Annotated in this window: 11 protein-coding genes; 7 read left to right on the top strand and 4 right to left on the bottom strand. The window is 72.0% G+C overall.

Annotation, left to right across the window (positions count from 1 at the left end):
• Positions 1-35 precede the first annotated feature (35 nt).
• The gene (gene hisD, locus SCAB_RS42575; RefSeq protein WP_013006273.1) at positions 36-1,361 is read right to left on the bottom strand and encodes a histidinol dehydrogenase; all 1,326 of its coding nucleotides are present in this window, start codon (positions 1,359-1,361) and stop codon (positions 36-38) included.
• Between the two features lie 127 nt (positions 1,362-1,488).
• Between hisD and SCAB_RS42570 the strand changes: the two genes are divergently transcribed.
• The gene (locus SCAB_RS42570) at positions 1,489-3,096 is read left to right on the top strand and encodes a PucR family transcriptional regulator (RefSeq protein ID WP_013006272.1); all 1,608 of its coding nucleotides are present in this window, start codon (positions 1,489-1,491) and stop codon (positions 3,094-3,096) included.
• Positions 3,097-3,179: 83 nt separating this feature from the next.
• Here SCAB_RS42570 and SCAB_RS42565 read toward each other — a convergent pair whose 3' ends face one another.
• Entirely contained in the window at positions 3,180-4,763 is a 1,584-nt protein-coding gene (locus tag SCAB_RS42565) for a GMC oxidoreductase (protein WP_013006271.1), read from the bottom strand.
• A 369-nt stretch (positions 4,764-5,132) separates the two neighbouring features.
• Between SCAB_RS42565 and SCAB_RS42560 the strand changes: the two genes are divergently transcribed.
• Entirely contained in the window at positions 5,133-6,713 is a 1,581-nt protein-coding gene (locus SCAB_RS42560) for a GMC family oxidoreductase (protein WP_013006270.1), read from the top strand.
• An 83-nt stretch (positions 6,714-6,796) separates the two neighbouring features.
• Here the strand turns inward: SCAB_RS42560 and SCAB_RS42555 are convergent, their stop codons facing one another.
• Positions 6,797-7,558: a DeoR/GlpR family DNA-binding transcription regulator gene (locus SCAB_RS42555; RefSeq protein ID WP_041670216.1), complete on the bottom strand. Its 762-nt coding sequence runs from the start codon at positions 7,556-7,558 to the stop codon at positions 6,797-6,799.
• A gap of 81 nt (positions 7,559-7,639) precedes the next feature.
• On the opposite strand from SCAB_RS42555, the gene SCAB_RS42550 reads away from it, so the two are divergent.
• The 3 genes from SCAB_RS42550 (at position 7,640) to SCAB_RS42540 (ending at position 10,643) form a co-directional block, all read left to right on the top strand.
• Positions 7,640-8,887, top strand: a complete 1,248-nt coding sequence (locus SCAB_RS42550) for an MFS transporter (RefSeq protein ID WP_041670215.1) — start codon at positions 7,640-7,642, stop codon at positions 8,885-8,887.
• Between the two features lie 105 nt (positions 8,888-8,992).
• On the top strand, positions 8,993-9,982 hold the full coding sequence (locus SCAB_RS42545) for an LLM class flavin-dependent oxidoreductase (RefSeq protein ID WP_013006267.1): 990 nt from the start codon (positions 8,993-8,995) through the stop codon (positions 9,980-9,982).
• Between the two features lie 37 nt (positions 9,983-10,019).
• Positions 10,020-10,643, top strand: coding sequence for an HAD family hydrolase (locus SCAB_RS42540; protein WP_013006266.1), 624 nt, complete (start codon positions 10,020-10,022; stop codon positions 10,641-10,643).
• 42 nt (positions 10,644-10,685) lie between these two features.
• Here the strand turns inward: SCAB_RS42540 and SCAB_RS42535 are convergent, their stop codons facing one another.
• Complete coding sequence (locus SCAB_RS42535; RefSeq protein ID WP_013006265.1) at positions 10,686-11,582, bottom strand: LysR family transcriptional regulator; 897 nt, start codon at positions 11,580-11,582, stop codon at positions 10,686-10,688.
• Positions 11,583-11,866: 284 nt separating this feature from the next.
• On the opposite strand from SCAB_RS42535, the gene SCAB_RS42530 reads away from it, so the two are divergent.
• Positions 11,867-13,087, top strand: coding sequence for an FAD-dependent oxidoreductase (locus SCAB_RS42530; RefSeq protein ID WP_013006264.1), 1,221 nt, complete (start codon positions 11,867-11,869; stop codon positions 13,085-13,087).
• Positions 13,088-13,199: 112 nt separating this feature from the next.
• On the top strand, positions 13,200-14,522 hold the full coding sequence (locus tag SCAB_RS42525) for an MFS transporter (protein WP_013006263.1): 1,323 nt from the start codon (positions 13,200-13,202) through the stop codon (positions 14,520-14,522).
• The last annotated feature ends 15 nt before the right edge of the window (positions 14,523-14,537 follow it).

Genomic DNA, 14,537 nt, shown 5'->3' with positions numbered 1-14,537 from the left:
GCGGCCCGGCATAAAACGTGATCCGTCATCGCGGATCAGCTCTGCTCGAAGGTGTGGTCGGACCAGGCCAGCCGGGCCGATCCGTAGCGCGCGGCGCGGACGTCTCCCGAGCGCGCGTGCCCCTCGAAGTTCTCGATGCGTGAGGCCCTGCCGCAGATCTCGCCGAGCCGGGCGCTGGACCCGGCGTCCCCGATCTCCTGGTAGGTCACGGTCTTGAGGTACTTGCCGACCCAGAGACCGCCGGTGTAGCGGGCCGCCCCCAGAGTGGGCAGGACGTGGTTGGTGCCGATGACCTTGTCGCCGTACGCGACGCAGGTCTTGTCCCCGAGGAAGAGGGCGCCGTAGTTGCGCATCCGGTGCAGGGCCTCGCGGGGCTCGGCGGTCAGGATCTGGACGTGCTCGCTGGCGTACTCGTCGGCGAGTGCGTAGGCGGCGTCCAGGTCGGGGACCACGATCACCTCCGCGTGGTCGCGCCAGGCGCGCCCGGCGACCTCTCCGGTGGACAGGTCCGGCAGCAGCTTGTCCACCCAGGCGATGGTCCCGTTGGCCACGTCGTGCGAGGTGGTGATGAGCACGACCGGGGAGTCGGGCCCGTGCTCGGCCTGGGACAGCAGGTCCGTCGCGACCACGAACGGGTCGGCGGTCCCGTCCGCGACGATCAGCACCTCCGTCGGCCCGGCGAAGAGGTCGATCCCGACCTCGCCGAAGAGCTGGCGCTTGGCCTCCGCCACGTAGGCGTTGCCGGGTCCTGCGAGCATGTCGACCGGGTCGATCGTCTCGGTGCCCAGGGCCAGCGCGGCCACGGCCTGGACGCCGCCCATGACGTAGATCTCGTCGGCCCCGGCCAGGTGCATCGCGGCGATGCTGACGGGCGGCGGCGCGCCCCGGTCGGGCGGGGTCGTCGCGGCGACCCGTCCGACGCCCGCGACCTTGGCGGTCAGGACGGTCATGTGGGCCGAGGCGGTGAGGGGGTAGCGGCCGCCGGGCACGTAGGCGCCGGCCGCGCCGATGGGGATGTTGCGCTGCCCCAGGAACACTCCGGGCAGTGTCTCCACCTCGAAGTCGGTGAGGGAGTCGCGCTGCGCCTGGGCGAAGCCGCGGACCTGCGTCTGGACGAAGCGCAGGTCGTCGAGGACCGTCTCGGGGACGGAGGAGACGACGGAGGCGATCTGGTCGGGCCCGAGCCGATAGGACTCCGGGCCCCAGTCGTCGAACTTCTGCGACCAGCGACGCACGGCGGCGTCGCCGTTGGCCCGTACGTCGGCGATCACGTCCGCGACGGTCTCGATGATTTCCGGCCGACTGGTCCGCGGGGTCTTCGCGGCGGCGGGAGCCTTGATGGTCTGGTGTGTTGCTGACACTCTGCACTCCTTGCAGGGGTCTTGCCTGCGGGCTTGACCTGAAGTCTGGGGAAACGGGCGGGTGGGACGACAGGCACAGGGTGTGCAATATTGGGCGTGGATCCTGCACACACCGAGGTAATGGCTCATGGCTGAAGTCCTGACTGTCCGCGCCGTTCTGGAGTTGGAGGTGTTCACGCGCACCACGGTGCGGGTGTACGCCGGGGAGAGGAATCTGGACCGCCCCGTGCGCTGGGTGCACACCGGCGAGATCCCGGACATCCACCGCTTCCTCACCGGGCAGGAGATGCTCCTGACGGCCGGCCTCGGCATGGGCGTGACCCACCATGAGCAGCGCGCCTTCGTCCGGCGGCTCGCGGACGCCCACGCGGCCGTCCTCGTGGTGGAACTGGCCGGGCGTATGTTCGACTCCATGCCGGAGGCGGCGATCGAGGAGGCCGAGGCGGTCGGCCTGCCCCTGGTGGGACTCACCGACGAGATTCCCTTCGTCGAGACGTCGGCCCAGGTCCACGAGGTGCTCGTCGGCATGCGCGTCAAGCAGCTGATCGCCGAGGAGGCCACCAGCCAGGCGTTCATGGATCTGCTGCTGGCGGACGAGGATTACGTCGGGGTGGTCAGGGAGCTGGCCCGCCGCACGGGGCACCCCGTCGTGCTGGAGGACGTCGCCCACCAGATGCTGGCGTACGGCGGCGCGACGCCGGAAGCCGACCGGGTGGTGGACGAGTGGAGCGCGCACTCCCGGGCGATCCATGAACGCCACCCCACGGTCTCGGCGCAGAGGCCCGGGGTGCCGACCGCGCCGGCGGCGTCGTTCCGCGAGGTCGCGCCGTGTGCCCGCCAGCCGGTGGTGCTGCGGGGCGAGTCATGGGGGTGGCTCCACCTGCTGCACGGCGGTGCACGGCCGAGCCCGCCCGAACTCCGCACGCTGGAGCGGGCCGCCGCGGCCATCGCGATCTCGCTGCTGAGCGAGCGGGAGAGCGGCGCCCGCGCCTCCCAGCGCCAGACGGCCCTGCTCAACCGGCTGCTGCTCGGCGACATCACGGGAGAGCGGTTCGTGACCCTCGCACTGGCGCTCGGCCAGGATCTGCGCGGGCGGGAGCTGGTCGTCGTCACGGCGTGGGCGGGGGACGAGGAGCCCACCAAGGACCACCTCCTCGCGCGCCTGCTGCAGGAGGCGGGCTGGCCGGCCGTCGTGGGCGACACCGGGGACTTCGACGTGGCGGTCGTGGGCCTGCCCACCCGCGCCGACGCCGGCCATGTGCGCACACTGCTGGCCGATCACGGGGTACGGGGCGGCATCAGCCGGATCGTGGAGCCGCCGGTACTGCCCCTGGCGCTGCGCCAGAGCCGCAGCGCGGCGTCCGTCGCGGCCGCGGCCTCGACGGCGGAGGTGCGCCACTTCGACGATCTGGGGGCGCTGCGCCTCCTCGTCGCCCTCTCCGAGGGGCCCGAGCTCCGACGGTACGTGGAGGACGAACTCGGGTCGCTCCTGGAGCACGACGCGCTGGCGAAGAACCCTCTGCTGCCCACCCTGCGGACGTTCCTCGACTGCGGTGGCAACAAGGCGCGGGCCGCGGAGGAGCTCTTCATCCAGCGGCGCACCCTCTACCACCGCCTCGACAGGCTCTCCGAGATCCTCGGCCTGGACCTCTCGCAGGTCAGCAATCAGCAGCGGCTGCAACTGGCGGTCCGCGGACACGACCTCCTGCGCAAGCCGACACTGCGGCGCACCTGACCGGCGGGACGGACCCGGCCCGCGGGACCGGCCGCCGGGCCTGCGGGACGGGTTTGTCCCGCAGGCCCGGCCGCCACGATGGGTCAGCCCTTCGTCGCCCGGGCCAGGGAGGGGGCGATGCGCAGGGCGTTCGCCCCGATCGTCAGTGCCGGATTGAGCGCCGCGGAGGACGGGAAGAACGACGAGTCGGCCAGCCAGAGGTTGTCGATGTCGTGGCTGCGGCACAGGGGATCGAGCACGCTCTCGGCCGGGTCGTGACCCGCCACGGCCGTTCCGCACATGTGGGAGTTGGTCTCGATCCCCATGCGCTGGGTGAAGATCAGCGGATAGCCGGCCTTGCGGACGGCCCGGGTCACCCGGCGCACGAGTTCGTGATGGGGCGCGAGGTTGGTCGGCTTCCAGTCGATGAGGATGCGGTCGCCGTCCACGCGTACCCGGTTGTTGCGGGACGGCAGGTCCTCGGTGGTCAGGTAGATGTCGAGACTTCTGGCCGCCATGAGTTCCAGGGCCCACGTCGGCGCCCACGGACGCGCGGGCTTGAGCATGGGGGCCTGCAGCTTGCCCAGCATCTGGAGGTTCCCGAGCGGGAAGCGGGTACCCGGTCCGGCCTCGTAGAAGTCGTTCAGGCCGAGCGTCTTCTGCCACTTGGTGGGATTGGTCCGCAAGGGGTTCACCCCGACGAAGAAGGTGCTGTTGTGGACCATGTAGTTGCGGCCGAGCAGTCCCGAGGAGTTGGCCAGTCCCTGGGGGTGCGCGTCGTCGGCCGAACGGAGCAGCAGGGCGGCCGAGTTGACGGCGCCGCCGGCGAGGGCGAAGGACTTGGCGTTGATCCGGAGGGTCCGGCCCTCGTGCCGTGCCTCGGCGGCGACGATGCGCCGGCCGTCGGACGAGGTGATCAGACGGGTGATCTCCGCGCCGGTGAGGATCCGCGCGCCGTCGCGCAGCGCGGGGAGCAGGATCCGGTTCTCGGCGTCGGACTTCATGCCCGTCTCGTCCGGGCAGCCGTCGGCGGTGGTCACGGCGGCACGGTCGGCCTGCGTCTCGATGTTCAGGGCGTTCGGGGTGTGGAACGGGTGCAGCCCCTGCCGGCGCAGCGACCGGGCGAACCGCTCGATCTCCGGCTCGTGCTGGAGCGCCGGGTACGGGTAGGGCTTGGAGCGGGGCGGCTCCGTCGGGTCCTCGCCGGTCTGCCCGTGCACCTGGAGCAGGTCCTCCATCGCGGTGTAGAAGGGCTCCAGGTCGTCGTAGTCGAAGGGCCAGGCCCGCGAGACGCCTTCGTGGTGTTCCACCTCGGTGAAGTCGCTGCGGCGGAAGCGGGGCAGCATGGCGCCGTAGAAGCGCGTGTTTCCGCCCACCCAGTAGTACACGCCGGGAGCGAACGGCTCGCCGTTGCTGCCGTCGTACCAGTAGCCGGCGTTCTTGTACCGGCCCTTCATGTACATCTCGGCGGGCTGCGAGTTCTCGGGTTCCCGGGGAAGGAAGCGGCCCCGTTCCACGACGAGGACGTCGAGTCCGGAGTCCTTCAACGCCCAGGCCAGCGAGGATCCGCCCATGCCGGAGCCGACGATCAGGACGTCGGTGCTGATCTCTGCTGCGGTGCCGGGTGAGACGAGGGCTTCGGGCCGGAGCTCCGGGGGCGTGTAATCCTGACGGACCGGGTCGGACATGAGTCGGCATCCCCTTGGACGTTCGGGTACGGGCTCGGGAGGCGAGAAATCGAGCTCCTGTCGCCATGGTTCCCCGTGAGCCTAAGCAGCGGCAGGGATTCGTCCCATGCACGAGATGGGTAATGACGGCCGACCGAGCCACACAGTATGTGCACCACCCGGGCCCCTGGACTCCACTCGATCCCGAGAGTCACGGAAGCCGGCTCCCGGAGCACCAGATCGGCCCGCCCCCGTAGCGGCAGCGACCATGGTGTGTATTCGCCTGGCCGAATCTTGCTCACCTCGTGCATGTCCTGAGCGTCCCCGGCGTCTCTAGCGTCTCCAGGAGCCACGGTGCCGATCAGGGCCGCCGGACTCTATGGAGGCGCAATGGACAGCGAATCGTATGACTACATCGTCGTCGGAGCCGGATCGTCCGGCTGTGCCGTCGCGGCCCGGCTGTCCGAGAATCCGGACGTCACGGTCGCCCTGATCGAGGCGGGGCCGCCGGCCCGGGGCCGCCTCTTCGAGATCCCCGCGCTGTTCTCGCAACAGCTGAAGACGGCGTACGACTGGGACTTCGAGACGGACCCCGAGCCGCAGCTCGGCGGGCGCCGTGCCTACCTGCCCCGCGGCCGGGTGGTCGGCGGCACCAGCTCGATGAACACGATGCTCTACGTGCGCGGTCACCGCTACGACTACGACACCTGGGAGCGGCTCGGCAACCCGGGCTGGGGGTACGACGACGTCCTGCCGTTCTTCAAGAAGTCCGAGGACAACGAGCGCGGGGCGGACGACTTCCACGGTGTAGGCGGCCCCCTCTCCGTCAGCAACCCCAACTCCGTCCACCCGCTGCTGACGGCATGGGTCGAGGCGGCCCAGGACGCGGGCCACAAGTACAACGCGGACTTCAACGGAGCCGAGCAGGAGGGCGTCGGCTACCACCAGGTCACCCAGCGGAACGGTCTGCGCTGCAGCAGCGCGCGGGCGTTCCTGGAGCCGGCCGCCGGGCGCCCGAACCTCACCGTCCTTCCCTCGACGACCGCTCTGCGCCTGGGCTTCGACGGCTCACGGGCCACCGGCCTGGAGGTCGACCACCTCGGCACCGTCCGGACGATCCGGGTCGAGCGTGAGATCGTGCTGTCCCTCGGGGCGTACAACTCGCCCCACCTGCTCCTCCAGTCCGGTGTCGGACCGGCCGACGAGCTGACCGAGGGAGGGATCACCCCGCTGCACGACCTGCCCGACGTGGGCCGGAACATGCAGGACCACACCGGGTGCTTCATCAGCTTCTTCAGCGAGACGGAACCGCTGCTCGGCCCCGACACCTCGCGAGAGGAGGAACTCCTGCGCCGGGAGGGCATCGGCCCGATGGCCTGGAACGAGACCGGCGGCTTCTTCAGCTCCAGCGACGACGTCCCCGCGCCCGACATCCAGGTGCACGCCGCCCTGGGCATCGTCCGTGACGAGGGGCTGGCCGCCCCGCTGGAGCCCGGAATGTCGTTCGGTCCGTACGTGGCGCGGCCCGCGAGCCGCGGCGCGGTGCGGCTGCGGCACTCCCACCCCTACGCCAAGCCGCGCATCTTCCACAACTACCTCGCCGACCCCGACGACCGCCGGCGGCTGCGGGAGGGCGTCCGGCTGTGTATGCGCATCGCGCGCGAGCAGCGGCTGACGTCCCTGCTGCAGGCGGACCTGCGTGCGGCCGCCGACGCCGGACTCGCCCCCGTCTCGGACGGCGACCAGGACATCGACGACTTCATTCGCACGCAGTCGTTCTCGTTCTACCACCCGTCGGGCACCTGCATGATGGGCAAGGTCGTCGACCACGAACTCCGCGTGCGAGGGCTCGAGAACGTCCGCGTGGCGGACACGTCGATCATGCCGACCCTCGTCACCGGCAACACCAACGCCCCCGCCATCATGATCGGGGAGCGGGCCGCCGCGTTCATCCGGGCGTCGGCGGGGTGAACCAGGCTCTCCCGCTCGCCCCGGCCACCGTCGCCGGACCGGTACGAGGCACGGAAGGCCGCCCGGCGGTGTGCGCGAGTCCGTCACACGGTCCGGACGACGGTGCCGCCGGCTTCCAGTGCGGCGACTTCGCCGGCGTCCGCCGCGGTGTCGGTGACGAGGGTGTGCAGGAGGGCCGCCGGGCCGACGTGGGCGTGGGCGGTGTGGCCGAGTTTGCCGGAGTCCGAGGCGGCGATCACGCGGCGGGCGGAGGCGATGCTCGCCTTCTTCACCGCCGCGTCGTCGAGGTCGTACGCGGTGAGGCCGTCCGCCGCGGTCAGCCCGCAGCAGCCGATGACGGCGGTGTCGAAGCGCAGGGCGGCCAGGGAGGCGAGGGTCAGGGGGCCGGTCAGGGCGCCCTCGGCCGCGCGGGGCTGTCCGCCGGGTACGACCAGGGTGGCCGGGCCGGGTGTCTCGCCGAGCAGCTGAATGGCCTGCAGGGACAGCGGCATCACGGTGACGGGCCGCTCACGCAGGAAGCGGGCGACCTCCAGGCAGGTGGTGCCGCTGTCCAGCAGGACGGTCTCACCGTCGGCGACGAGTGCGCAGACCTCGGCGGCGATCCGGCGTTTCACCTCCACCCCTTCGTGGGCGCGCAGCGCGAAGGGGGGCTCCTCGCCCCGGAGCAGCAGGGTGCGCGCTCCTCCGCGGACGCGTTCGAGGACGCCCTGGGCGGCGAGGGTGTCGAGGTCGCGCCGGATCGTCATCTCCGAGGCGCCGGTCAGATCCGCGAGTTCCTGGACCGTGGCCCCTCCGGAGTCCCTGACGGTCTTCGCGATCAACCCGTGCCGGTCTGTGTTGCTCATGCCGTGATTGAACACCACCTGCAGATGAACAACCAACGTGTGAGTTATTGCCATTTTCGAACACGCCAAATGTTCGTTACGATGGGCGGCATGGAACACCCCCTGCGATCCGCCCGAGTGGCGACCTACGCCTACTTCGTCCTGTACGGCACCCTGCTGGGCACCTGGGTGGTGCACATCCCGGCCGTCGAGGAGCGGGTGGGCATCAGCCACGCCGAGCTCGGCGGCCTGCTGGTGGTGCTCGGCGTCGGGGCCTTCGCGGGGATGCGGGTGGCGGGCCCCCTGACCGACCGCCTCGGTACCCGTGTGGTGGTGCCCGTCGGCGGCGTGCTCTGCGGCACGACCCTGTTCCTGCCCGGTCTCGCCCACGACGCGTGGTCGCTGGCCGGCGCGCTGCTGGTCTTCGGCTTCTGCAACGGCTGCCTGGACGTGAGCATGAACGCCCACGCCGTGCACGTGGAGAAGGCGTACGGTCGCCCCGTGATGTCCGGCTTCCACGCCACGTTCTCCCTCGGCGGTGTCCTCGCCGCGCTCGCCGGAGCGGGTACGGCGAGCACGGGCCTGAACCCGGCCGTGGGCATGGCCGCCGTGGGAGCCGTGGGCATCGTGACCGCCCTGGTCGCGGCCCGCGGCCTGCTGCCCGCTGCTCCCGCCGCCGGGAGCCCTGCTTCCGCGAAGGAGACAGGGACGTCACCGGCCGCCGGGCGCGCCAGCACGGGCCGGGTCTGGCTGCTGGCCGTCCTGGCGCTGATGGTCATGCTGTGCGAGGGCGCCGCCAACGACTGGAGCGCCCTGCACCTCAAGGACGCCCTCGGCGCGTCGGCGGGCACGGCGGCCTTCGCCTACGGCACGTTCGCCGCGGCCATGACCGTCGGCCGGCTGCTCGCGGACCGCGTCGTCGTGCGGTTCGGTTCCCCCGCGATCCTGCGGTACGGCGCGGCCGCGGCCGCCGTCGGCATCACCCTCGTGATCCTCGGTCCGTCGATACCGGTCGTGTTCGCCGGCTGGGCGCTGTTCGGCCTGGGCCTGTCCGGCTGCGTTCCCCAGCTGTTCAGCGCGGCCGGACACGCCGACCCCTCCGCCGCCGGGGCGAACATGTCCCGCGTCGCCGGGCTCGGCTACGTCGGGATGCTCGCGGGCCCCGCCGTGATCGGCTGGCTGACCCACCTCGTCGCCCTCGACCACGCCTTCGTGCTGCTGGCCCTGCTGTGCCTGACCACCGCCGTGGGCGCCCGCGTGCTGCGCACCGGCCCCGTCGTCGTCCGCCGCGGCGAGAGCGCGGCCGACCCCGCGCGGGCAGAGCGCGACCTGGTAACCCACCCCCACTGACCGCTTGTGCGGCACGGTCCCTGACACCCGTGCCGCACAAGCTCTCCTCTCCCCCGGTCACCACGGCCGGTCCACGAGCCCTCAGCCGACCGAAGGAGCCCTCCGATGTCCCAGTCCCCCGCACGTCCCGCCCGCGGCGCGGTCGGTGTCATGCTGCCCCTGGACCTCCCGGTCGCCCAGGTGCTGCCCTATGTCCGGCGTGCCGAGGAGCTGGGGTTCGACCAGGTCTGGGTGGTGGAGGACCTCGGATGGCGCGGCGGTGTCGCCCAGGCCGCCACCGTCCTGGCCTCCACCACGAAGCTGACGGTCGGGATCGGCATCATGCCCGCCGGCGCCCGCAACGTGTGCTTCGCGGCGATGGAGCTGGCCACGCTCGCGCAGCTCCACCCCGGCCGGCTCATCGCGGGGATCGGCCACGGCATGCCCGGCTGGATGCGGCAGGCCGGGTCCTGGCCCGCCAGCCCTCTGACGTTGATCAAGGAGTACGCGCGGGCGCTGCGCCTGCTCGTCGCCGGTGAGCCGGGCCCCGAGAACGGCCGGTACGTGCGCTGTGAGGGCGTGGTCATCACCGAGGTCCCGGACGTCGTGCCCCCGGTGATCCTGGGGGTGCGCGGCCCCAAGTCGCAGGCGGTCGCGGGCGAGGTCGCCGACGGACTCCTCCTGGCCGAACCCGCCGCACCCGGCTACATCACCGCCTCCCTGCGCCACCTGGGTCCCGCCGCGGCGCACTCCCCGGAGATCGTGGTCTACGACGCCGCCGCCGTGGACGACGACGAGGAGGCCGCCCTGGCCCGTGTCCGCACCGTCCTGGAATCGGTCGGCGAACCGCAGTGGGCCGCGCACGTCGATCCCCTGCCCTTCGCCGCCGAGCTGCGCGCACACCGTGCCGCCTGCTCCGACGGACGGCAGTTCGCCCGGACCATGCCCGCCGAGTGGGTCCGTGCGCTGAGCATCTCCGGCACCCCCGCCCAGGCCCGCGCCGCGATCGACGCCCGTCACGCGGCCGGCGCGACCAGCGTCGTCCTCGCCCCGGCGGGCCCCGATCCCCTGGCCGCGCTCGACGCACTCGCCCGCGCCCTGCCCCCGCGGCACTGAACCGGACCACACCGAAAGCCCGAGGGAAGGGACCCCCATGTCCATCGACCGTCGCCGTGTCGTGCTCTTCGACCTCTTCGGGGTCATCGCCCGCCATCAGCGCCCGGGCGCCCTGGAGACGATGGCGGCCCGCTGCCACGCCTCGCCCGACGCGTTCACCACGGCCTACTGGGCCCACCGCCCGCCGTACGACGCCGGCCGGCACTCCGCTTCGGCGTACTGGACGGACGTACTGCAGTCGTTGTTCCGGCCCGCCGACCCCGAGACGGCCGAGGAGCTGCGGCTCGCCGACATCGACAGCTGGTCCCGCGTCGACGACGGCATGGTGACCTATGTGCACGGCCTCCGCGGCCGTGCCCGGGTCGCCCTGCTGTCCAACATCCCCGCGGACCACGCGGACGCCTTCCTCGCCGCCCAGCCCTGGCTGCACGACCTGGACCACGTCGCCTTCTCCGGCAAGATCGGTACGGCCAAGCCCGACCCGGCCGCCTTCCTGCACTGCGTCGACGCACTGCGCACCTCACCCGCCGACTTCCTCTTCGTCGACGACCGTGAGGAGAACGTCCTCGCGGCCGAGGCGGTCGGCATGCACGGCCATCTGTTCCAAGGGCAGGAAGAACTCGCGGCCGTCCTCGACACCTGGCTGCCGACGGCCGGCTGAACCGGGGACCGGATCGGTCCCGCCCGTGCCCTGCCGCGGTACTCACAGGGCATGGACCAACCGCCCCGCCTCCGAGGCCATCTGACGCAGCCACATGTGCGCGGGTTCACGCTCGTGCAGCGGATGCCACCACAGGGACTCCACCAGGGGCCCCGCCTCGAACGGCAGGTCGACGACGACCGTGCCGGTGTCCGCGAGGAAGAGACGGGCGGCGCGTTCCGGCACCACCCCCACCCGGTCGGTGCCGGCGACCAGGTGGGGCACGGTCAGGAAGCTCTCGCTGGTCAGTTCCAGCCGCGGCTCCAGTCCGCGGGCCCGCAGCCAGTGCAGCGGAGGAAGGGCGAACCAGGGGGAGTTGTACGGCATCACCCAGGGACGCTCCGCCAGCTCCGTGGGGCTCGTCGGCAGCGGGGCGTCGGACGCCAGGACGCAGACCCAGCGGTCGTCGTAGAGGTCGATCGACGGAACCGTGGCCAGCAGCCCCTGAGGGAGCAGGATGCCGTCGACGGTGCGCAGGTCCTCCTGAGCACGCCGCACGATCTGCGAGGTGAGGTGCTGGAAGTGCACCCGCACCCCCGGCGCGACCTCGCGCATCAGTCCGGTCAGCGCCCGGCCGAAGAGGGCCAGATGGGCGTCGGTGCCCACCAGGGTGAACTGGTGATCGGCACGGGCGGGATCGAAGTCGGGGCCGGTCTGGAAGACCCGGTCGGCCAGGGCGAGCGCCTGTGCCGTGTTCTCGGACAGGCGCTCGGCCAGCGGCGTCAGCTCGTACGAGTTCCCGACCCGGGTGAGCAGGTCGTCGCCGTAGTGGCGGCGCAGCCGGGCCAGTGCGGCGCTCAGCGTCGGCTGGCTCAGACCGAGCCGGAGGGCCGCCCGGGTCACACTGCGCTCCTGCAGCAGGGCGTTGAGCGACATCAGCAGGTTCAGGTCCAGACTCATGGCGTCGAGCCTCCGCGGGGTTATCGGTCCGACCGATGAGCACCATCGGCGATTGCATGTTCCCCGATACCCCTGTCCACGGCTAGAACTGTGCCTGAAGCCGCTGAGAAACCACTGCACCGCACGCCGAACCGCACGTTGCGGACCGAACCCCTTCGTCACGCAGCCGCCGTTCCGGTCTGTTCGGGCTGTTCCTGTCCGTCCGGGTTCCCCGCGTCCTGAGGACGCGCGGGCCGACCGGTCGGCCGACCCGGTGCGGTCCACCCATCTGCCGAGGAGCCGTCATGCCGTCGTTCCATGTCATCGTCGCCGGAGGCGGCATCGGTGGGCTGTGCCTGGCCCAGGGCCTGCGCAAAGCCGGTGTCGGCTGTGCCGTGTACGAGAGCGCTCCGGACATCGTGCGGACCGGGTACCGCCTGCACATGAACGGTGACGGCGGACGGGCCCTGCAGCGATGCCTGCCCGACCCGCTGTTCGAGCTGTACGCCCAGACCTCACGGGTCGCCCCGCGCCGCGCCCTCATGGTCCACCTCGACCACCTGGGCAACGAACTGGGCACCCGCCCCCACATCGATCCGCCCAACGACCCGGTGCGCCCGCACACGGCGGTCAACCGGCGCACCCTGCGCCAGATCATGGCCGTCGGCCTGGAGGACGTGCTCCACTTCGGCCACACCGTCAGCGGATTCGAGGCCGACGAGGACGGCGTACGGCTGTTGTTCGAGGACGGCTCCTCCGCCACCGGGGACGTGCTCGTGGCCGCCGACGGCATCAACTCCGTCGTCCGCGGACAACTGCTTCCCGAGGTACCGGTCGTGGACACCGGTCTGCGCGGCCTGTACGCGGTCGCCCCGCTCACCGACGCGCTGGCGGCGGCCCTGCCCGCCGGAGTGTTCGACGGGTTCTCCATGGCCTCCGCCCCGAACGGGGCCGTGCTCGTGGCCGGCGTCTACCAGCCCCGCCGGCCGATCGCCGAGGCCGTGGCCGAGCTGGTGCCGGGCGCCGCCGTGGACCCTGTCGGACCGTATGTGATGGCGGGGCTGTTCGCCCCGCCGCACGGCGGTCTCTTCCCCGGCGACGAGGAACTGCGCCGGGCCACGAGCGAGGCCCGCCACGCGGTGATGTGCGAGGTCGTGAAGGACTGGCATCCCGGCCTGTCCGCCCTGGTGGAGCGCGCCGACCGGTCGACCGTCTTCCCCGTGGCGGTACGCCACCTGCAGCCGGCCGACCCCTGGCCCGCCAGCCGGGTCACCCTGCTCGGCGACGCCATCCACGGCATGCCGCCCTCCTACGGCACCGGTGCCAACACCACCCTGCGCGACGCCGCCGCCCTCACCGAGGCCCTGAGCCGGGTCGCCCGTGGCGAGGTCCCGCTGCTGGAGGCGATCGCCGCGTACGAGGAGGAGATGCGGGCGGAGGTCTTCCCGATCCTGCGTGCCGCGTCCGATCCGCGGGCGCAGGAGCCCGAGTTCGTGCCGGAGGACCTTCCGGTGGCGAAGGTCTGAGCCGCTGTTCCCGACGGCTGTCCCCCGTCCGCGGTGACAGCCGCCACCGAGCGACCCCCACGGATCAGCCCCCCACTGCCCCGCCCGTGACATCACAAGGAGGTGTGTCCTCATGACCGACGCCATCGACCGTGACCGGCCGCAGACCGAGCTGTCGCCGACCTCGACGGACCAGGCGACCGCAGCGGACCAGGCGACCGCAGCGGATGAGACGGTCCCCACGCCGGCCGGACGCGCGGCGGGCCATGCCCAGCTGGCGCTGCTCCTGACGGGGATCTGCATGCCGGTACTCGGCACCGCCCTGATCGCGCCCGTACTGCCGCAGATGCAACGGCACTTCGCCGACACCCCGGGCAGCGATGTCCTGGTGCCCATGGTGCTCGCCCTGCCGGGACTGCTGCTCGCCCTGTCCGCCCCGCTCGCCGGATTCTTCGCCGACCGGACCAACCGCAAGATGCTCCTGCTGATCGCCATGGGCCTCTATGCCGTGGTCGGCAGCGCCCCGCTCTACCTGGGCTCGCTGACGGCGATCGCCGTCAGCAGGGTCCTGCTGGGGGCCTGCGAAGGCGTGATCATGACCTGTTGCACGACGCTGATCGGCGACTACTGGTCCGGAGCGCGGCGGGCGAAGTACCTCTCCCTGTCGACGCTGGTGACGGCACTCGCCGCGACGGTCTTCCTGGCCATCGGCGGAGTCCTCGGGGTGTCGGGGTGGCGGACCCCGTTCTGGATGTACGTGCTGCCGCTGCTGTTGCTGGTGCCGATGGCCGGACTGCTGTGGCAGCCGCCCCGCGCGGGCGCCCCGGGCGTCAGAACGCCCCTGGAGCCGCTGCCGCGCCGCCAGGTCGCGGTGTCGAGTCTGGTCACGCTGTTCGGCGGGGTGTTCTTCTTCGTCCTGGTCGTCGAACTGCCCTTCATCCTCGACGGGATCGGCATCCGCTCCACCGCCACCGTCGGTCTCGTCTCCGCCGTCATGGCGCTGGCCACGGCCGCCGGTTCGGCCCTCTTCCCCCGCCTGTCCGGGCACCCGGCGCGCGTACTCGTGCCCGTCGAGTTCGTCGGTGTGGCCCTCGGTCTCGCCACCGTCTTCGCGACCGGAGCGCTGCCCGTCGTCGTGGCCGGCTCGATGATCACCGGGTTCAGCACCGGACTGCTGCTGCCGACGCTGCTGGTGTGGGCGGTCCATCGGCTGAGCTACGCCCAGCGCGGCCGGGGCACCGGCTGGTGGGGCGGTTCCCTGACCCTCGGGCAGTTCTTCTGCCCTCTGATCGTCGCCGCCCTGAGCGCCGCGGCGGGCGGTCTCCGGCCGGCCCTGGCCGCGCTGACGGCAGTGGCGGTCCTCCTCGCCGCAGCCGTGCTGTGGGGCCTGCGCCGCCAGAGCGACCCGCTGATACCGCCCGCCGCCGAGCCGGTCGCCTCCCCCGTCGCCCACTGACCCCTTCGCGACGGA

The organism is Streptomyces scabiei 87.22, assembly GCF_000091305.1.
Lineage (GTDB): Bacteria > Actinomycetota > Actinomycetes > Streptomycetales > Streptomycetaceae > Streptomyces > Streptomyces scabiei.
Note: the sequence above shows the minus strand (reverse complement) of the source record. Positions and strands in the feature narration are given on the sequence as shown.

Excerpts from the sequence above, each read along its gene's own strand:
- SCAB_RS42570 (WP_013006272.1), top strand. The coding sequence starts at position 1,489 with ATGGCTGAAGTCCTGACTGTCCGCGCCGTTCTGGAGTTGGAGGTGTTC.
- SCAB_RS42565 (WP_013006271.1), bottom strand. The coding sequence starts at position 4,763 with ATGTCCGACCCGGTCCGTCAGGATTACACGCCCCCGGAGCTCCGGCCC.
- SCAB_RS42560 (WP_013006270.1), top strand. The coding sequence starts at position 5,133 with ATGGACAGCGAATCGTATGACTACATCGTCGTCGGAGCCGGATCGTCC.
- SCAB_RS42555 (WP_041670216.1), bottom strand. The coding sequence starts at position 7,558 with ATGAGCAACACAGACCGGCACGGGTTGATCGCGAAGACCGTCAGGGAC.
- SCAB_RS42550 (WP_041670215.1), top strand. The coding sequence starts at position 7,640 with ATGGGCGGCATGGAACACCCCCTGCGATCCGCCCGAGTGGCGACCTAC.
- SCAB_RS42545 (WP_013006267.1), top strand. The coding sequence starts at position 8,993 with ATGTCCCAGTCCCCCGCACGTCCCGCCCGCGGCGCGGTCGGTGTCATG.
- SCAB_RS42540 (WP_013006266.1), top strand. The coding sequence starts at position 10,020 with ATGTCCATCGACCGTCGCCGTGTCGTGCTCTTCGACCTCTTCGGGGTC.
- SCAB_RS42535 (WP_013006265.1), bottom strand. The coding sequence starts at position 11,582 with ATGAGTCTGGACCTGAACCTGCTGATGTCGCTCAACGCCCTGCTGCAG.
- SCAB_RS42530 (WP_013006264.1), top strand. The coding sequence starts at position 11,867 with ATGCCGTCGTTCCATGTCATCGTCGCCGGAGGCGGCATCGGTGGGCTG.
- SCAB_RS42525 (WP_013006263.1), top strand. The coding sequence starts at position 13,200 with ATGACCGACGCCATCGACCGTGACCGGCCGCAGACCGAGCTGTCGCCG.